This is a genomic window from Bacillus stercoris (genome assembly GCF_029772985.1).
In the GTDB taxonomy this organism is placed as follows: Bacteria; Bacillota; Bacilli; order Bacillales; family Bacillaceae; genus Bacillus; species Bacillus stercoris.
Genome location: NZ_CP121861.1, coordinates 3,971,413 through 3,993,179 on the forward strand (window position 1 = coordinate 3,971,413; position 21,767 = coordinate 3,993,179).

A 21,767-nucleotide genomic window follows, 5' to 3' on the forward strand; every position below is an offset into this window, starting at 1 on the left:
ATTCCCTTGCGTTTTATTTTAAATTCTCCTCAAGCATGTCAAAGATATCTCCCATCTCATCCATTTCAAGGTTTTCGGCGCTGAAGTCGCTTGGTGTGAATTCCTTGTCTTCTTTTTCCGTGCAATGGCGGATCAGCATCAGAAGATTTTCTTTAAACCGTTCCATTCGCTCTTCAATCGTAGCTCTTTCAAACTCCTTCTCATTGTAGGAGCAGGAAAGCACAAACCGGCCGTTTCTGATCATGCCGCTGAAGCTTAAAGCGTACAGCGCCTCTGATTCTCCGCTTACTTGGCGCCCCATATCGAAAGCGGACGGTTCAAAGAAATCGGTTTTGACTTCACTGTCGAATTGGCCCAAATAGTTGAAGCTGATCTCCGGTGTGAAGCCCTTTGTTTCCGCTGTTTCTGTGAAATAACGAAGAATGCCGTAGCCAACACCTTTATCCGGAATGCGGCGCAGGTTTTCTTTGACTGTTTTGATCACAGCTGAGGCATCTGCTTCAGACATGTCGAGCACAACTGGGTATTGTGCCGTAAACCAGCCGACCGTTCTGGAGATATTCACATTCGGGATGATGTCCTCCCGGCCGTGTCCCTCAAGGTTAATGCCGATTTTGGCACCGTCTGTCCATTCTTTCATTGTCAAACCAAGCGCGCTGAGAAGTATATCGTTGATTTCAGTTCCATATGGCTGATGAACATCTGTTAAAAGATGCTTCGTGTCTTCTTCCGTTAATTCACATAGGACGGATGATGTATCCTTGACGATCCGCTGCTCTGTTTCACAATCCTTCGGTAAAGGAGAAACCTGCTCAGCGGCAATTTGCGACCAGTATTCAGCCTGCTGTAAAAGATGCGCTGATTGGCTGAATGCTGCCAGTTCTTCCGCCCAGTCCTTGAAGGAGTTTGTTTTTTGCGGGAAGACAAGGCTCTCTTCTTTCTCAGCCTGCATGTAGCCTGAAGCAAAATCTTCAAGCAAAATCCGCCATGACACACCGTCGACCACGAGATGGTGTACAGCGATGAGCAGGTGATCCCCAGCTTCCGTGCGGTATTGCTCCGCCTTTAGAAGGGGCCCGTTTTGCAGATCGATACTGCTTTGCAGCCTGTTCGCCAGAATCTTAATCTGGTTTTTCAGCATCTCTTCATCAGAGCCGTATAGATCCACGATTTCGAAACTTACCTTGCTCTCACCGATCGGTTGATACGCCTGAATGATGTCCCCGTTTTCCTCACGGTAAACCATGCGAAGCGCGTCATGATGCTCGATCAGCGCCTGCAATGTTTTCTCCACACGTTCAGGGTCAAAGCCCTTCGCGGCGTGAAGCATCACCGATTGGTTCCAGTGGTGCTTGTTCGTGAAGTTCTTTTCATAGAACCAGCGCTGAATCGGCGTCAGGATGACTTCGCCCTCCACAGGGCCTTGGTCTGCCTGTTTGCCTTCGGCACGCTCCACGTATTGGGTCAGCTCCTCGATCGTCGGGTGCTGGAAGAGGTCTTTCATTTCCAGCTTCCAGCCGTGCTGGTTCAAGCGGCTCGCCATCTGAATTCCTTTGATGGAATCTCCGCCAAGCGAGAAGAAATTATCGGTGACACCGACTTCAGCCATTCCAAGCACGTCCTGCCAGATGCCGGCAAGCAGCTCTTCCATGTCGGTCGTCGGCGCTTTGTATTCTCCGCTTCCCGCTTCGATGTCCGGCTCAGGCAAGGCTTTGCGGTCCACTTTGCCGTTTGCCGTAACCGGAAGCTCGCTCAGCGTCACCCAGAACGCCGGGATCATGTAATCCGGCAGGGTTTCCTTCAGTGCTGATTTCAGTGCTTCTATATCAGCTGATTCCGGTGTGACGTACGCCGCGATCGCTGTATTGCCGCCTTTATCCTTGACAGCTGTCACCGCAGCATCCTGCACCTCAGAAAGCTGGGCGAGCTGGACTTCAATTTCTGAAAGCTCGATCCGGTAGCCGCGGACCTTGACCTGCTGGTCGATCCGGCCGATGTATTCGATGCCGCCGTTCACCCACTTCACCAAGTCGCCGGTACGGTACATGCGTTCACCCGGCACAAACGGATCAGCGACAAACCGCTTCGCGGTTTCGTCTTCTCGATTCAGATAGCCTCGCGCCAATCCGCGTCCCGCCACACAAAGCTCTCCGGCTACGCCTTCCGGCTGCACCTGATTGCCTTCGCCGAGAATGTACACTCTCGTATTGGCGATTGCCTGTCCGATGGAAAGCGAGCCTTCCTCCGGATGGATTTCCGTGCTTGTGGCGACGACTGTATTTTCTGTCGGCCCGTAGTTGTTGACGAGCGTGTACGGCTGTTTGACCGCACGCTTCAGCTTGTCTCCGCCTGTGAGCAATACGCGAAGTGATGTGTTCTCAAGCTCCATGAACTGTTCCGCCAGCTGCGTCGGCAGGAACGTAATCGTTACGCCGTTCGTTTCGAAATAATCGTTTAGGCGGACAATATCGAGGCGGATCGCTTCATCAATAACGTGAAGCTCGGCTCCGATCGTCCAGGTCGGGAACATCTCCCAAATGGAAGCGTCGAATCCGAAGCCCGCGTACTTCGCACTGCGGTCTTCCGCTGTCATACTGAATGCGTCGTGGTGCCAGAAGCACAGGTTCACAAGCGCATGGTGCTCGACCATGACACCCTTCGGCTGTCCGGTCGTTCCAGACGTGTAAATCATGTACGCCAAGTTCTCCGCGGTTACAGCGGTCTCTGGATTTTCCTCGTCGTTTTCATCAAGCGGCAGGCTTAGAATCGTGCGGCTTCCGTCGAGAAGAATGACATCCCCCGTATAGCTGTCCGGCACAGAAATCCCTTCTTGCTTCAAGAGAAGCTTCGCGCCGCTGTCCTGTAAAATATACTCAATCCGCTGATCCGGGTAGTCAGGATCAATCGGCACAAACGCCGCTCCCGCCTTTAAGACGCCGAGCACAGCGGCGGACATTTCAAGCGACGGCTTCGTAAGGACGCCGACGCGGTCATCCGGGCTGATGCCGCAGTCGATCAGAATCCGCGCAAGACGGTTTGCCTTCGCATTCAGCTCGCCGTACGTCCAAGATTGGCCGTTGTATGTGACAGCCGGGCGGTCTTTGTGGCGCTGAGCCGTTTCTTCGAATAGCTGATGAACCGTTTTGTCTGTCGGCACAGGCAGCGTCTTGCCCTTCCATGCCTCGAGAAGCGCTTGTTTTTCTGTTTCAGTGACGAGTGACAGGCTGGAAAGCGGCTGGTTCGGGTTTTCCGCAACAGCCTTTAGTAACCTCAGAACGTATTCGCTCCATTTTTCAGCCGTTTCTTTTGTGAACAGATCTGTCGCATATTCGAGCTGCAAGCCAATGCCGGTTTCATCAGTAAACCCGCACAATGTCAGATCAAACTTAGAGGTTCCCTGATGAGCCTCATAAGGTGAAATGCTCAGATTTGGCAATGTAAGCTGTTCTTTATCGGGGTTTTCTGTCGTCACCATCACATTAAATACTGGATTTCGGCTCATATCCCGAGGGAGATCAAGCTGATTAACCAGATCTTCAAATGGATACTCCTGATGCTCCAGCGCTGACAGGTTCGTCTGCTTCGCTTGCTCCAGAAGCTCCGCAAATGTCTGCTGTTCTTTCGCTTCCATTCTCAGGGCAAGTGTATTGACGAACATTCCCGGCATGTCTTGGACATCAGCATTCGTCCGGCCCGCAGTAACGGAGCCGATGACGATATCCCGCTGTCCCGAAACTTTGCTTAAAAAGACGTGGAAAACAGCATGGAGCACCATGTGCAAGGTCGTTCCGGTTTCAGCAAGCAGTTTTTCGACCGCCTTTGCCGTCTCACTTCCCGTACGGAAACGAACCGTATCTCCTTTAAAGCTTTGCACCGGCGGACGGGCGTAATCGAGCGGGAGATCAAGCTCTGGCAGCTCGCCTGAAAGAACCGACAGCCAGTACGCCTCATGCTCCTTCATCCGTTCTTTTTGCTCAGCTTCATGTTGCCAAACGGCGAAATCTTTATAATGAAGCGACGGCTCCGGAAGCTGCTCTCCTTTGTAAAGCAGCGCCAATTCTTTTACAAAGATGCCTCTTGAGACGCCGTCTGCGATGATGTGATGCATATCTAAAAGCAGCAAATGTTTCTTCGCTTCTATTCGGAGCAAAGCGGCGCGAATGAGCGGTGCGTCGGTTAAGTCAAATGGCTGGATAAATTCCTTAATCTTTTGGTCCGCTTCGTCTTCTTCCGCTTCAAACAGATGAAGATCAACCTCCGCCTCCTCAATAATGCGCTGAACAGGCTCACCATTAGCTTCCATAAATGACGTCCGCAATGATTCGTGACGGTTCACAAGCTGATTGAGCGAGTCGCGCAGGCGAGAAACATCAAGCTCACCTTCCATTAGAAGAACAGATGGCATATTGTAGCTTATCGTCTGGCGGTCAAGCTGATTAAGCACATACATCCGTTTCTGCGCGGATGATAATGGATACATAGCCTTCTTGTCAGCCGGTTTGAGGACTTGATGGCCGCCTGAAACAGCAGATGTCTCCATATAAGCCGCCAGCTGGCGAACAGTCGGCTGCTCGAACAGTGCTTTAAGCGGTACGCTTTTCTCCAATTCTGCCTGAATGTTGGCAATCAGCATCATTCCTTTTAATGAATGGCCGCCTAAATCGAAAAAATTGTCGTCAATGCCGATGGCTTCTATGCCAAGCGTTTTCCGCCATATGCGGCATAAGCTTTCTTCAAGCGCTGTTTCCGGTGCCGCCAAGGCCTTGCCAGAAGATTGTGCCGCATTCGGCTTCGGCAAAGCGTTTCTGTCGGTTTTCCCGTTTGCCGTCAGCGGAATTGCGTCAACCTGCACAAAGAAAGCAGGAATCATATGAGACGGCAGTGTTTGTGAAAGCTGGTTCCGGAGCTCTGCTTTTTCGATGGCCTGATCCGACGTATAATACGCGCAAAGCTCTTGAAGGCCGCCCTCGGAAACCGCTAGCACAACCGCTTCTTGAATTCCGCTGAGGCTGAGCATGACCGTTTCGATTTCTTTCGGCTCAATGCGGTAGCCGCGGATTTTCACCTGATCATCAGCCCGGCCGATAAATGCAAACGTACCGTCAGAAAGTCTCCGTACGACATCTCCGGTTTTGTACATGAGGCTGCCCGGCGAATATGGATTCTCCACAAATCTCTCGGCTGTCAGCTGAGGCCTGTTGAGATATCCTCTCGCAAGCCCCTGTCCCGTAATATAGAGCTGTCCGCTCGCTCTCGGCGGCACAAGCTTCAATGCTTCATTTAAGACAAGCGCGCCGGCATTCGCAATCGGCTTTCCGATTGCCGGGCGTTTCGCAAATGCATCCGGCTCAGACAGATCAATCCGTCCGGCGATGGAGCCGATCGTTGCCTCTGTTGGGCCGTAGTGATTGATAAATTCGGTATGTCCATACATCCTGCGAAAGGCAAGAACATCAGCCGGGATGATTTTTTCTCCTCCCAAGACGATCAAGCGCAGGGATTCAAAGTTCGCCTCTTTTGCAAAACTGGATGTGTTCACCATTGTATGGAACAGAGACGGGGTCAGTTTGATATATGTGATCCCATGCTCCTTGATGTAGTGCGCTATTTCATCCGGCGCCGTATAGGTTTCCTTCTGTACGATATGGAGCTCGCCCCCGCCCAGAAGCACGGGGAACACGCTCGTATAGCCTAGGTCAAATGCGTAAGAGGATAGCAATACAGTCTTATCCTTTTCCGTCAGGCTCGCCTCTTCACTAAACCAAGAGACATAGTTTGTCAGATTGCGATGCTCGATCTGCACGCCCTTCGGCTTTCCGGTCGTACCGGACGTATAAATGACATATGCAAGATTGCGAGACCCTGAAATGGATGCTGGGCGCTCCTTGCTTTCATTTCTCCATTTACCTTCATCAAGGTTGACGATTGTCCCTTCATATTGCCCAATAGCCGTCATGTTTCTTTCATTGACGATCGCAATTTTTGCTCCGCTGTCTTCTAATGAATAACGGATTCGTTCTTCGGGTGTATCAGGATCAATCGGAAGGAAAGCTGCCCCCGCCTTCATGACACCGAGAATGGATACCATCACCTCAGCTGACCGGTCCATAACAATCGCAACGATCTCTTCACTTCCTGCCCCTTGGGCACGAAGATGGTGCGCCAGCTGGTTCGCCTGTTCATCAAGCTCGCGATAGGTCAGCAGATTTCCGCCAGCCTTCACCGCAGGATGGTCAGGTGTTTGCTGGGCCTGTTTTTCAAAAAGAGCTGCAAAGGTGGCTTCCGTAATTTGAGTCATATGTCTTTCTTCCAGCAAAGCAGCCGTTTCTGCAGATGAAAGCATATCTACTTCAGACAGCCGAACGTTCGGATTAGCCGCGGCAGCTTTGATGATATTGACAAAGTGGCTGCTCCAGCGGCGGATCGTCTCGTCCTTAAACAGAGCAGTCGCATAGTCAAAGCTTAGGCCGATATCGTCTTCACGCTCGACCGCTTCCAAGGAGAGGTCAAATTTCGCCACATGATGATGCATGGAATACGAGGAAATCTTCAAATCTCCTAATCTTAAAGAAGGAATCTCCATATTCTGCATATTGAACATCACGCTGAACAGCGGACTTCTGCTTGTATCCCTTGTAAGAGGAAGCTTTTCAATCAGCTCCTCAAGCGGATAGCTCTGGTGCTCGAATGCTTGAAGGCTGGCTGTTTTGACCTCCTCAAGGAATTGCGCGAAGGTTTTATCCCCAGCTGGTGCCGTTCTGAGTGCTACCGTGTTGACAAACATCCCCGGCACACCTTGCAGATCAGGATGTGTTCTGCCAGCTGTCGGCGAGCCGACAATGATATCATCCTGCGACGCGTACTTAGAAAGGAGTACATTGAATGCCGCCAGCAAAAACATGTACATTGTCGTATCCGTTTCTGCCAAGAGTGACTTGATTTGAGCAGTCATCTGTTGATCAAGCCCGAACATCACGCGCTCTCCCGCAAAGCTCCGCTCAGCAGGCCGCTCGAAATCCGCGGGAAGATCCAGTATTGGCAGCTCGCCTTTAAAGACATCCAGCCAGTATGCCTCATCCTTTTGATAATCAGCGTTTTCTTTGTGCCAAACTGCGTAATCTTTATAGTGAATTTGCGGCAGCTCCAGATCCGCGCCTTGATACATTTTGGCAAGATCACCGATCAGAATGCCTGTTGAACTGCCGTCAGTGATAATATGATGCATATCAATGAGCAGCAGGTGGCGATTTTCTTCCAGCTGGACAAGCTTCGAACGGACGAGCGGCGCACGATGTAATTCAAACGGCTGAACGAACGCTCTGATCATTTCCTCCGCGTCCTCTTCCCGTCCCTTGGCAGCCTCCAGCTGGAACGATATGTTTTTATGAACGGTTTGTACAACCTCTCCGTCGATCATGTCAAACGATGTACGAAGGATTTCGTGCCGGTTGATTAATTGCTGCATCGCGTTTTCAAGCCGGTCTTGATCTACTTCTCCCTCCAGCAAAAGTACAGCGGGGACGTTGTAGCTTGTGTTTGCTTGTCCAAGCTGATTGAGGATATACATTCTCCGCTGGGCCGGGGATACAGGATAATGCTGCTGATAAGGTGCTTGCCTGATCGGTTCAAACGTCTGCTCCTCCTTGCTTTCGTTCTCGTCCAAATACAGCGCCAATTCTTGAATGGTCGGCTTTTCAAAAAGCACTTTAATCGGTACTTCCTTATGGAAATGCTCTTGGATTTTTGCCGTCATCATCATCGCTTTCAAAGAATGGCCGCCGATCATAAAGAAGTTATCGGTAACACCTGCTTTGACACCGAGTATTCCTTCCCAGATCTCCGCTAATTTCTTTTCACTCTCTGTTTCTGGTGCTGCGTATTCCGGCTGCACGGCTTCTGATTGCGGCGCGGGCAGTTCTTTTTTGTTGATTTTCCCGTTCGGCGTGAGCGGCAGACTGTCCATTTGAATCAGGTGGGCAGGGACCATATAGTCAGGCAAAGACTGAGATAGCTTTTTTCTCAGCTCGCTCACAGCAACTTCACGGTCCGCCGTAAAGTACGCGCAAATTTCATTTTCATCCGCTTTGTTTTTGCGGATGATCACCGCAGCCTCTGTCACATGCTCAACCATGTTCAGTTTTGTTTCAATTTCGCCAAGCTCAATTCGGAAGCCGCGCACCTTCACTTGGTTGTCGATTCTGCCTAAAAATTCGATATTGCCGTCCGGCAGCCATCTTGCCAAGTCGCCAGTGCGATAAATCCTTTCACCCGGTCTGAACGGGTCTTCGAGAAATTGCTTGTCCGTCAGCTCAGGGAGATTGACATAGCCACGCGCCACACCGATTCCGCCGACGCAAAGCTCGCCGGGTGCGCCAATCGGCTGCAGGCGTGCCTGCTCATCCATGATGTAGGCAGTGGAATTTCCGATCGGCTTCCCGATTGGGATAGAGCCGCCATACTCGCGGTCGATCAGAAAACTTGTTGAAAACGTCGTGTTTTCTGTCGGGCCGTATCCGTTCCACAATGAAAGCGACGGCGATGCCTGTTTGACTTTGCTGACAATATGCGGGACAAGGGCGTCTCCCCCGATGATTAAATGTCGCAGTGTGCCGAACATACCCGCATCCTTTGCGGCAAGCTGGTTGAATAAAGGTGATGTCAGCCACATCGTCGAGATTCTTTGCTCGCGCAGGAATGCAGCAAATTGTTTCGCATCAAGCAGCGTCTCTTTTTTGACCGGATAAAGCGCTGCGCCATTTAGCAGTGCGCCGAATACCTCAAACGTTCCGGCATCAAAGCTGACCGCTCCTGTTTGCGCCATACGGTCCTCTTCAGTAACAGGAACGTACCCGGCATTTTTGACGAGGCGCAGAATGCTTTTATGTTCGATCATGACGCCTTTTGGTTTGCCCGTTGAACCGGATGTGTACATGATGTATGCCAAGTCGGACGGGGCGGATGGCAGGTTGAGATTGTCAGCCGCTTCGCTCTCATCCAAGCCTATGTCCAGTGTAAGGACCGGCACCTGCAGCTGATGCGCCTGCTCTGTATAAGAAATTCCGGTCAAGACCATTCGAACGGAGCTGTCCTCTGCCATGAACCGAAGACGGTCCCCAGGAAGCGCTGGATCAAGCGGCACATATGCGGCACCTGCTTTTAACACAGCCAGCATGCCGACAACGGTTTCTATTGAGCGGTCGTTCATAATCGCGACTGTTTCCTCTTTTTGAAGACCTTGGTCAATTAGCTTTCTCGCCAGACGATTGGCCGCGGCATTCAGCTCGCGATATGTTAGCTCGGTTCCTTCATATACAACGGCAGTGCTCGCCGGCGTCCGTTTCGCTTGTTCTTCAAACACTTGATGAACAGCCATTCCTTCCGGGAGTTCGGCTTTCGTGCTGTTAAACACCTCGACAATTTGCCGCTGCTCTTCGGCTCCCACAAGCCCGTACTCACGCACAAACGCGGCCGGCTGATCGACAGCTGCTTCCATCATGCGGGTAAGGTGCTCCGCTGTCCGTTCGATAAAAGCGGAATCAAAGGCGGCGCCGTTATATTTGATTTTGACGGTCCACGTTTTGCCCGGATACACAATCAGGTTGAAATCGAAGCTCGTTTGTTCAAATGCGCTTTCTACCTTGATCGAGAACCCGAGGCGGTCTTCCATGCTGCCATTTTCAAGCTCCTGATCAAGCGGATAATTTTCAAACGCGACCAAATGGTTTAAGAGATTGCCATCAAGGGCTGAGCGTTTTTGAATCTCATAGAGCGGCACGTAATCGTAACGCTCCGCTTCAACTGCATGCCGCTGAACAGCTGTGAAAATATCAGCGAAAGCAGCATCTCGTTCAACGTTTACCCGCACCGGAATGGTGTTGATAAACAGCCCCGCCATCGTTTCAATCCCGCTGATTTCAGACGGCCGGCCCGAGACGACCGTTCCGAAGACCACATCATCCGTAAAGTTGTATTTGCTGAGAACAATGCCCCAAACGGCCTGAAATAGGTTAGGCCCTGTCACTTGATGGCGGTTTGCGGCTTGCTGAATACGGGCAACCAGTGTTTCGTCCCATGTAAATGAATATTCTTTATTGACGTATTCGTCTTTTTTCACAGGCAGGCGGCCCGGGAGCACGCTTGGCTGTTCAAAACCCGCCAAGCGCTCGCTCCAGTAGCTCTCCGCTTCTTCATTGTCCTGTTTTCCAAGCCACTTGATGTAGTCGGAATAAGGCTTGCCCTGACCGTTTGCCGGTGTCCTGCCTGCTCTGAGCGCTTCATAGTTTTGGAACAGGCTTTTCATGAGGACGCCCATGCTCCAGCCGTCCATCATAATATGATGATTGCTCCAGACGAGATACAGCTGATCTGCATTAAGGCGGAAAACTGCCACCTTGAACAAAATATCTTTTGCCAGGTTAAAGCCTTGTCGCTGAACGTCTTGTTTGTAACGCTCAATGTGCTCTTTCTGGCGGCTCGCGTCTGCATGACTGATATCCTCATAATGCACCTTTGTTTTGCGTTCCGCTAATACGACCTGACGCGGTTTTTGCAGCTGCTGATGCACAAATACCGTACGGAGAATATCGTATGACCGAATCAGTTCATTGACGCTTTTCTCAAAGATTTCAAGATCAAAAGCGCCGTGAATCCCAAGCTCTAATTGTGTGAAGTATGAGGAAGAATGCGGATCAAGCATCGCATGATACAGCATTCCCTCCTGCATTGGTGTCAGTGCGTACACCTTTTGAATCGATTTTTTGCTCATATGCCACCTCTATTAGAAAATTTCCATTAATTTATCAAGCTCATCCAGCGTCAAATCGTCGTCACCAAGGTCACTCGGGGTCAGTTCCGTACCATCTTGAGATAGGCAATGTTCAATGATTCTGAGTAGATGCGCTTTAAAGCTGTCGCTGAATGACTTTATCGTTTTTTCATGAAATTCAAGAGAATGATAGGCCAGTGACATCGTCAGTTTTCCGTTTTCGATATATCCGACAACATCCAGCGCGTTCGGTTTTTCTGTTTCCGGGCTTAACGATTGTCCTGATGGCAGCTCTGATCTCGTGAACAAGCCTGCATCCGACATGTCATCGAACTGTCCTAAATAGTTAAAGCTGACATCCGGCTGAATCGAGAACGCCACATCTTCTTTATGTTCCGGTGCCGTCAGATAGCGCAGAATGCCATATCCGACTCCCTTGTTCGGCACATGTCTGATATCTTCTTTCATTTGCTTCAGCTGGTAGCCCAGGTCATCCGCATGCTTCATATCAAGCACCATCGGGTACATACTTGTAAACCAGCCGACTGTGCGGGAAATGGTCAGGTCTTCTATGATTTCTTCACGTCCATGCCCCTCTAAATGAACACTTACTTGATCTTGGCCTGTCCACTCCTTCATCGCCAATCCGAATGCCGTCAGCAAAATATCATTCATTTCTGTGTGATATGCCTCATGCACCTTTGTGGTGAGCTGTTCTGTCTCTTCAGCAGTCAGCGAGAATTCAATTGTCTTTGTATGTTTCATTCGCTGATCACCAGATTCGCGGTCTTTCGGAAGCTTTGCTGCGACAGTTTGTTCTTCAAGCTGTCTCCAATACTCTTTTTCTTTCAAAAAGGCTTTGGAGTTCGCGAAGTCTTGCAATCTCTCTGCATACTCTGCAAATGAATGTGTTTTCTGCGGGAGAACCGGTTCATTGCCTTGCTCAAGCTGCGTATATACCGCGGCGAAATCCTCCAGTAAAATCCGCCACGACACGCCGTCAACCACTAAGTGGTGAATGGCAAGCAGCAAGTGGTCTCCGTCTTCCGCTTGGAACAATCCTGCTTTTAACAATCCGCCTTCCTGCAAGTCGATGCTGCTTTGCAAACGCTCCGCTTCTCTTTCTATACGGTCTTCATGATCTTTCGCTTGTCCCTCAATCTGGATGACCTCCAATTGAGCGGAAGAGGTTTCAAGTCCTCTGTTGTATTGAACGACATCTTCCTGTCCCTCACGGTAAACCATGCGAAGCGCGTCATGATGCTCGATCAGCGCCTGCAATGTTTTCTCCACACGTTCAGGATCAAAGCCCTTCTTGGCGTGAAGCATCACCGATTGGTTCCAGTGGTGCTTGTTCGTGAAGTTCTTTTCAAAGAACCAGCGCTGGATCGGCGTCAGGATGACTTCGCCCTCCACCGGGCCTTGGTCTGCCTGTTTGCCTTCGGCACGCTCTACGTATTGGGTCAGCTCCTCGATCGTCGGATGCTGGAAGAGATCTTTCATTTCCAGCTTCCAGCCGTGCTGGTTCAAGCGGCTCGCCATCTGAATTCCTTTGATGGAATCTCCGCCAAGCGAGAAGAAATTATCGGTGACACCGACTTCAGCCATTCCAAGCACGTCCTGCCAGATGCCGGCAAGCAGCTCTTCCATGTCGGTCGTCGGCGCTTTGTATTCTCCGCTTCCCGCTTCGATGTCCGGCTCAGGCAAGGCTTTGCGGTCCACTTTGCCGTTTGCCGTAACCGGAAGCTCGCTCAGCGTTACCCAGAACGCCGGGATCATGTAATCCGGCAGGGTTTCCTTCAGTGCTGATTTCAGTGCTTCTATGTCAGCTGATTCCGGTGTGACATACGCCGCGATCGCTGTATTGCCGCCTTTATCCTTCACGGCTGTCACTGCCGCATCCTGCACCTCAGAAAGCTGCGCGAGCTGGACTTCGATTTCTGAGAGCTCGATTCGGTAGCCGCGGACCTTGACCTGCTGGTCGATTCGGCCGATGTATTCGATGCCGCCGTTCACCCACTTCACCAAATCACCGGTGCGGTACATGCGCTCACCCGGCACAAAAGGATCAGCGACAAACCGCTTCGCGGTTTCGTCTTCTCGATTCAGATAGCCTCGCGCCAATCCGCGTCCCGCTACACAAAGCTCTCCGGCTACGCCTTCCGGCTGTACCTGATTGCCCTCGCCAAGAATGTACACTCTCGTATTGGCGATTGCCTGTCCGATGGAAAGCGAGCCTTCCTCCGGATGGATTTCTGTGCTTGTGGCAACGACCGTGTTTTCTGTCGGCCCGTAGTTGTTGACGAGTGTGTACGGCTTTTTCACGGCACGCTTCAGCTTGTCTCCTCCAGTCAAGAGGACACGAAGTGATGTGTTCTCAAGCTCCATGAACTGTTCCGCCAGCTGTGTCGGCAGGAACGTAATCGTTACGCCGTTCGTTTCGAAATAATCGTTCAGGCGGACAATATCGAGGCGGATCGCTTCATCAATAACGTGAAGCTCGGCGCCGATCGTCCAGGTCGGGAACATCTCCCAAATGGAGGCGTCAAACCCAAAGCCCGCGTACTTCGCACTGCGGTCTTCCGCTGTCATACTGAATGCGTCGTGGTGCCAGAAGCACAGGTTCACAAGCGCATGGTGCTCGACCATGACACCCTTCGGCTGTCCGGTCGTTCCAGACGTGTAAATCATGTACGCCAAGTTCTCCGCGGTTACAGCGGTCTCTGGATTTTCCTCGTCGTTTTCATCAAGCGGCAGGCTTAGAATCGTGCGGCTTCCGTCGAGAAGAATGACATCCCCCGTATAGCTGTCCGGCACAGAAATCCCTTCTTGCTTCAAGAGAAGCTTCGCGCCGCTGTCCTGTAAAATATACTCAATCCGCTGATCCGGGTAGTCAGGATCAATCGGCACAAACGCCGCTCCCGCCTTTAAGACGCCGAGCACCGCGGCGGACATTTCAAGCGACGGCTTCGTAAGGACGCCGACGCGCTCATCCGGGCTGATGCCGCAGTCGATCAGAATCCGCGCGAGACGGTTTGCCTTCGCATTCAGCTCACCGTACGTCCAGGATCGGCCGTTGTATGTGACAGCAGGGCGGTCTTTGTGGCGCTGAGCCGTTTCTTCGAATAGCTGATGAACCGTTTTGTCTGTCGGCACAGGCAGCGTCTTGCCCTTCCATGCCTCGAGAAGCGCTTGTTTTTCTGTTTCAGTGACGAGTGACAGGCTGGAAAGCGGCTGGTTCGGGTTCCCGGTAACAGCATTTAAAAGCTGCATCCAGTATTGCTTCCATCGTTCAATCGTTTCCTGCTTAAACAGAGCTGTATTGTATTCAAGTACGAATGTAAGCCCTCCGTCGGTTTCGTCAGCTGTCAGTGTGAGATCAAACTTGGCTGTTTTCCGTTCAAACGGATGCGGCTCAAGCTGAATCCCTTTCATTGTTAAATCCTTTATATTCGCATTTTGCATTGAAAAAACTGCATCGAATAACGGATTTCTGCTTGTGTCACGCTGAACCTGAACATTTCCGATCAAGTCCTCAAGCGGGTAATCCTGCGCATCAAAAGCGCTGAGTGCCGTTTCTTTCACTTCATTAAGATAGTCAGCAAAGGTCTTTTCACCCTTCGGATACGTGCGCAGCGCCAATGTATTGACGAACATTCCGATAACGCGGCTGACGTCCGCTTGAGATCGTCCGGCCACAGGTGAACCGACGATGATATCGTCTTGTCCGCTCAATTTTGATAAAAACGCACTGTATGAAGCCAGAAGCACCATGTAAAGCGTGGAATCCGTTTCTTTCGCAAGCCTGCGCAGAGCATCGGCTTTGCCTGCTTCTAATGAAAATGCAATGCGGTCTCCCTCAAATGTTTGAACGGCAGGCCGGCTGTAATCAGTCGGAAGCGTCAATACCGGCAGCTCTCCATCCAGCTCCTTCAGCCAATGTTCCTCTTGCTTCTTGTAAAGCTCAGACTGAATGAACTGCTGCTGCCACACGGCATAATCCTTATATTGAATACGGAGCGGCTCAAGGTCTTCTCCGTCATACAGCTTTGAAAGCTCCTCAATCAGCACACCGACAGACGCACCGTCAGAAATAATGTGATGCATATCGAACAGCAGCACATGCTCAGTGTCTGAATGCTTGATAAGCCCTATTCTGAACAGTGGAAGTTGGTCGATTTTGAAAGGCTTAATAAACTCAGAAACGATCCGCTCTGTCTCTTCTTCCGGGGCTTCGAAATAGGCCATCTCACACTCAGCCTCTTTCCAGATCCGCTGCACCGTTTCTCCATCTTTTATTTCAAACGTGGTTCTCAAGGCTTCATGACGCTTCATTAACTGCTGCATGACGCTGTTAAGCCTTTCAACATCAAGCTCACCTGTCAGGCGCAGAACCGCCGGCATGTTATAGCTCGTTTGCGCTCCTTCAAGCTGCTGGAGCACGTACATCCGTTTTTGTGGTGAAGAAACAGGATACGTATCTTGTTTCTCTGCCGGGCTGATGCTTGCGGCTGTCCCTTTTTCAGCAGAAGCAATCACTTGTGCCAAGCCCTCAACCGTCGGTGACTGGAAGAGATTTTTGAGTGACAGCTCAACGCCCAGTTCCTGATGAACCAAGGCAAGCATCTTCATGCCTGCTAATGAGTGTCCGCCAATGTCAAAGAAGTGGTCATAAACGCCGACTTGTTCAGCCTGAAGCACCTGTGCCCAAATGTCTGCGACTTTTTGTTCCGTTTCATTGCGTGGCGCAACATATGAAACACCTCTTGAAACGTTGGCATCAGGAATCGGCAGCGCTCTCCGGTCAATTTTTCCGTTCCCTGTCAGCGGCAGCTCGTCCATTTGGATAAACACCGCAGGAACCATATATGCCGGCAAGTCCTTCGCAGCATGCTCTCTCAGCTCCTGTGATGAGATGTCTCCCTCTCCGACATAGTAAGCGCAAAGCAGTTGATCTCCCGCTCCTTGATCAACGGCAAGCACAACACTCTCCTGAACACGATCATGGGTTTGCAGCTGATGTTCGATTTCTCCAAGCTCGATGCGCTGTCCGCGAATCTTCACCTGATGGTCGATGCGCCCGATAAATTCGATGTTGCCATTCGGCAGCCATCTCGCAAGGTCTCCCGTTTTATACATGCGTTCACCGGATGCAAACGGATGGGGAACAAATTTCTCCTCAGTCAGCTCTGGACGATTGTAATAGCCTTTCACGAGTCCTTCGCCGCTGACACAAAGCTCTCCGGCAATCCCCACCGGCTGCACGTGTCCCGTACGGTCAAGAATATATACTTCCGTATTGCTGACCGGTTTTCCAATCGGAACAGACAGCGTGTGCTCCTCTAACTCATCAACCGGATGATATGTCGCGAAAACCGTGCTTTCAGACGGCCCATACATGTGAAGGAGCTTGCCCTTTCCAACCGTTTGCAAAGCTTTTCTGACATGCTCAACTGAAGCCCGTTCCCCGCCAAACATAATCTTGCGCAGCGTTGACAAGCACGCTGGATTCAAGTCCACAAGCAAGTGGAACAAAGCGGTTGTAATCATGAGAATGCTGATGTTCTCCCGTTCAATGACGCGAGACAGGCGAGCCATATCCAAGACGGTTTCCTTCGGTATCAGCACCAGCTTGGCTCCGTTTAACAAAGAGCCGAACATATCGAACATAAACGCGTCAAACACGTAATTAGAAAGTCCGAGAATCGTATCCTGTTCTGTAATGCTGAGATAATTCGTTTTCTTCACCGTACGGAGAATATTGGCATGTGTCACGATATTCCCCTTAGGGGTTCCTGTCGTTCCAGAAGTATACGTCAGGTTGGCCATTGCCGCAGAATCAAGAGGCAGTGCGAGATTTCGCGCTTCGTCATGATAGCTTTCTTCCTCATCTGCGAGCACGATAACGCCGCCAAATTCAGCTTCTTCCGCTAAAGCCTTTAATTTTCTCTGTGTGAGAAGCACCTTTGCGCCGCTGTCACGGAAGAAATGCTGGATTCGCTGAATCGGGTGTTCCGGATCAATCGGAACATAAGCCGAACCTGATTTTAATACTGCCAAGATCGACACAATCATCTCCATTGACCGCTCACATAAGACAGCCGCAGTTCTGCCTTCGCCAGCTCCAAGAGAAAGAATGCCGCGGGCTAAACGATTGGCCCGTTCATTCAGCTCACGATAAGTGAGTGATTCGCCTTCATATTGAAGCGCAGTGTGGTCTGGCGTATTCGCCGCTTGCTCTTCAAACAGCTGAACAATTGTTTTGTCTTTCGGATAAGGTGTTCTGCCCGGGTTAAACTGCTGAATTTGCGAAGCTGCCTCCTCTTCAGAAAGAAGCTTATATTCTGAAATCCGCTGTTCCGGCTCAGCCGCAGCATCTTCAAGCAAACGCGCAAAATGCGTAAGCAGCCTGTTTGCCGTGCTTTGTTTAAAGAGCTTCGTGCTGTAATCCAAATCAAGCTCAATGCCTTCATCGTTTTCTCTCGCCTGCACTGTCAAATCAAATTTGGCTATCTTGAAATTGGTCTCATGAACAGACAAGGACAGATCGCCGACAGCCGGAATGCCCTCTGTCGCGTTTTGAAGGCTGAACATCGTGTCAAACAGCGGATGCCTGCTTACATCACGCGGGATGTTCAACTCTTCAACAAGCCACTCAAACGGATAGTCCTGATGAGAAAAGGCATCCAGCACCCGTTTGCGGACACGCGAGATCAATTGAGTAAACGTCTCATCCTGCTTGACCTCACTGCGAATCGCAATCGTATTGACGAACATCCCGACAATGCCCTCTGTATCGGAATGGTTTCTGCCGGCTGACGGTGTCCCGACAATAATGTCATCCTGTCCCGTATACTTTGACAAAAGCGTATAGTAAGCGGAAAGCATCACCATATACAAAGTGGCGCCGTTTTGTTCAGCCAAACGATTGAGGCGATCCTTTACCCCCGCATCCAGCTTGATTGACACCCGATCCCCTTCAAAGTTTTGAACAGGCGGTCTCGGGTAATCGGACAGAAGCTGAAGCACCGGGAGCTCGCCTGCAAAGACTTCCTTCCAATAAGCTCGGTCCTTCTTGTACCCTTCAGCAGCCTGCCTGCTTTGCCATACGGCGTAGTCCTTATACTGGAGACGAAGCTCAGGAAGCTGTTCGCCTTTATAAATGCGTGCTAATTCCTCCAATATAATGCCAATGGATACACCGTCAGAAATCAAGTGGTGCATGTCAAACAGCAGCATATGACGGTTCTCTTCAAGCTTCAGCAAACCGATTCTGAACAGCGGAGCTTTCGCCAAGTCAAATCTCCGAACGAATGAAGCCATAATTGCCTCATCTGAGCGGCCGCCTCTTTCAATCATCTCAATGTTGAATTCAACGCTGTCGTGAATGTTCTGTCTCGGCGTGCTGTTTTCAAGAACAAATGACGTTCTCAAAGACTCGTGGCGTCGGATTAACCCCTGAAATGCTCGCTCCAGTTTTTGAATATCTAAAGGCCCTTCCAGAATTGCTGCCGCCGGCATGTTGTAGCCGACTCCCGCATCCTCGAACTGGCTGACGATATATGTTCGCTGCTGTGCCAGAGAAAGCGGATAATGCTCCTGTTTTTCAGCAGGTTCAATCACCGAAAATGCCCGGCTTTCTCTGTGATCTGCTTCCTGTGCAAGAGCCGCAATCGTCGGATGCTCAAACAAATATTGAAGCGGAATCTCGACGCCTGTTTCCTTATGAATCTTCGTTAAAAGGGTCATGGCCTTCAATGAATGTCCGCCCGTTTCAAAGAAATTGTCAAAGATCCCCGCCTTCTCAACGTTCAGCACATCCTGCCAAATGGCTGCGATTGCTTTTTCAGTCTCATTTCGCGGCGCTGTATAAGCCGTGCCGCTGACAGCCTTCACCTCTAGCGCAAACAGCTTGCGGCGATCGACTTTGCCGCTTGGCGTAAGCGGAATTTCTGTCACGTCTGTAAAGTAAGCCGGCACCATATAGTCAGGAAGCTGTCTGGCCGCATGCTCCCTCAAGCCGGCTGGCGCAAATTCGCTTCCAGGCTTCTGCACAACATATGCGCAAACCTCAAGATTTCCCTGTTCGTCAGGCCGTGCCAAAACAACGGCTTTTGCAACGTCGGGCGCCTGCTGAATCACAGCTTCAATTTCCCCAAGCTCAATTCGGTATCCGCGGACTTTGACCTGGTCATCCTCTCTGCCTAAATATTCGATTGTTCCATCTGGAAGCCAGCGCACCACATCCCCGGTTCGGTACATGCGCTCGCCCGGCACGAACGGATCTTGTAAAAACTTCTCATCCGTCAATTCAGGTAAATGCAAATAGCCTCGGCCTACACCGTCTCCCGCGATATAAAGCTCGCCAGCCACGCCTTCAGGCTGCAGCCGGCCTTTTTGATCCAAAATATATAAGCGGTTATTTCCCAGCGCTTTCCCGATTGGCACATACGCTGATTGAACGGCACTCTCCGGTATAACCGGATGAACAGAGGCGTCAACACACGTTTCAGTCGGTCCGTACACATTGGTCAAACGCGGTGCCGCGCCTGTTTCTTTAAACAGCTTCATCAGCTTATCCGCAACGACAGAGGATAGGCCTTCTCCGCCAATCAGCATATGCTTCAGCTTAAGTCCGCCAAGATCGCCCGCCGCTATCAGCATTTGCAGATGGGCAGGTGTACCATCCGTCGCCTCAATGCTATTTCTCCGATAATAAGCAGCAAGGGCGGCCCCGTTCGTCACTGTTTTCTTCGGTACGATATATAGGGTTTGTCCCAAAAGAAGCGACGCGAAAATCTGCTTCACTGACGCATCAAAGTGGAAAGGCGCAAGCAATGCCATCCGCAGGGTTTGGCAGCCGCTTTGATAAATCGTCTGCTGCAGAGATTCAACCAAGTGATGAACCTGGCGATGCTCGATCATAACGCCTTTCGGACGTCCGGTTGTTCCCGATGTGTAAATAATGTAAGCAAGATTCCGCGCGTTTACATCAGCCTCCGGCATGTCGTCTGCGCCTTCCGCAATCGCCTGATCAAAATCAATCAATTCAGCATCGGACGCAGGAGCTTCAATCTGCGATTCAGTCAGGATGAAGTCCGCCCCGCAATCCTCCAAAATATATTGAATCCGCTCAGCAGGAAAACCGGGATCAATCGGCACATAGGCTCCGCCGGCATTTAAAATCCCCATGATAGATGTAATCATCCGTTCAGAGCGTTCAATCAGTACGGCGACAGGACTGTCCGGGCCAACCCCTTTTTGTTTCAGCACATTGGCAATGCGTGCAGATTGCTCATGTAACGCTCGATAGGACAATGTGCGATCTTCAAATACAACTGCTGGGTGATCTGAAAGCAGCTCAGCCTTTTCTCGGAAAAGCTCTGGGATCGTCATGTCCTTACGGTAGTTCACAGATTTACCGCCGGCCATCGCAAGCAGCTTCTCTTTCTCCCCTTCAGAAATCAGTGTTAATTCATCAATTGTATGTTCTGGATGCGTTAACGCGTTCTGCAGCATGGTCATCATGCGCTCACAAATCATGTTGATTTCTTCACGTGAAAATAAATCAGTTCGGTAATCAAAATCTATGGTGAGTTTCCCAGTATCCCATCGATCCTTTACATGAATCGAGACATCATTTAATCCGCTGCCGCTGAAAATCGGCTCTGTCAAAAAGGCAAGATCCTCTTCTTTCTGCCACTGCATCACTTGATATTCAAGAGAAACTGTAAACAGCCTGGTCAGAGAGCTCTTTGTTTCACGCAAATCATTGATCAGGAGATTATACGGATACTTTTGGTGGCGAAGTGTCTTCATGAGATCCTTCATCCGATCTTTGACAAATTCTAAAAACGCTTGCCCGCCGTCAATGTTTGTCCGAAGCGGAACCGTAGAAACAAACATGCCTAGCATTTGCTTCTCTTTCGCATTCGTCCGGTTGCCCATAAAGGTTCCCGTCACAACATCATTCTGGCCGCTGACCCTGTACAAATAGGCGGCAAGCAACGATTGAAACACCGAAAGAACACTGACTTTGTTTGCCTCACAAAACGATAGAATCTGTTGATGAAGTGCTTCAGGCACATCTTTAGAGAACCTCTCAGCATCCAAACTCCCTCCTGCGGAAGCATTCCGTTTCAGGGAAACAAGTTCAGGCACCGATTCAAATTGCTTGTTCCAAAACGCCTTGTCCTTTTCAAACCGCTTCGATTGAGCATAGTCCTGTTCAGATAAAACATGATCGATAAATGAATGCGAGATTCCTTCTTTTGACTCTGAGCCGTTGGCTAATTCTAAATAAATGTGCATGATCGCATTCCCGAGAATATTCATGGAGATGCCATCAGAAATTACGTGATGAACATTTGCGTAAAACCACACTTCATTTTCCTTTATGGTGAACAAGGAAAAACGGAACAAATCACAATCGTACAGCGGCAAAGGTTTTTTCGTTTCCTCCCGGCTCCATTGTGAAATAGACTCTATCGCATTCGGATCTCCAGTAGTGTCAGTATGTTTTATATCAACAGGCCGATACTCGCTAATATATTGAACAGGCTCCCCATTTTCATCGAGCCGCAGCCGAAGGCGCATGGACTCATTTCTGCGAATAAACTCTTGAATCGCCTGCCCAACAAGCACATAATCAATCGCATCGGCTGAAACCAGCTTACCAATCCCCGCAAGGTTTGAAATACTCGTGTGAGGATAAAATTTTTCTGTATACCAAATTCGTTTTTGTGCATCCGTTAAAGGATAAAAAGTTATTTCCATATTGTCATACCTCCCCTAGTCTTCATAAGCAGTGAACATGTGCAGCGCATTTTCTCTTTTTTATCCATACCAGCTTTTAATTCTTATGAACTAACAACCGAAATAGCCCAAAGTACTACACTTAAAAAGCAGTGCTTCCAATCTACCGCTATTAAAACAGGCTGCCGTCAGTCAGCATTGCGGGGTTTAACACAAGCGAATAAAGACCGCAAGACCCCCACCCTAA

At 50.3% G+C, this 21,767-nt stretch carries 2 protein-coding genes; both read right to left on the bottom strand.

Features of this window, described 5'->3' with window-relative positions; translation table 11 throughout:
- Nucleotides 1-13: 13 nt before the first annotated feature.
- Complete coding sequence (gene srfAB, locus QA442_RS22290; RefSeq protein ID WP_423856553.1) at nt 14-10,765, bottom strand: surfactin non-ribosomal peptide synthetase SrfAB; 10,752 nt, start codon at nt 10,763-10,765, stop codon at nt 14-16.
- Nucleotides 10,766-10,777: 12 nt separating this feature from the next.
- On the bottom strand, nt 10,778-21,541 hold the full coding sequence (gene srfAA, locus QA442_RS20590) for a surfactin non-ribosomal peptide synthetase SrfAA (RefSeq protein ID WP_279473388.1): 10,764 nt from the start codon (nt 21,539-21,541) through the stop codon (nt 10,778-10,780).
- Nucleotides 21,542-21,767: the final 226 nt, after the last annotated feature.

Bases quoted from the DNA above. Each gene is read 5' to 3' on its own strand.
- srfAB (WP_423856553.1), bottom strand. From the start codon at position 10,765: ATGAGCAAAAAATCGATTCAAAAGGTGTACGCACTGACACCAATGCAG.
- srfAA (WP_279473388.1), bottom strand. From the start codon at position 21,541: ATGGAAATAACTTTTTATCCTTTAACGGATGCACAAAAACGAATTTGG.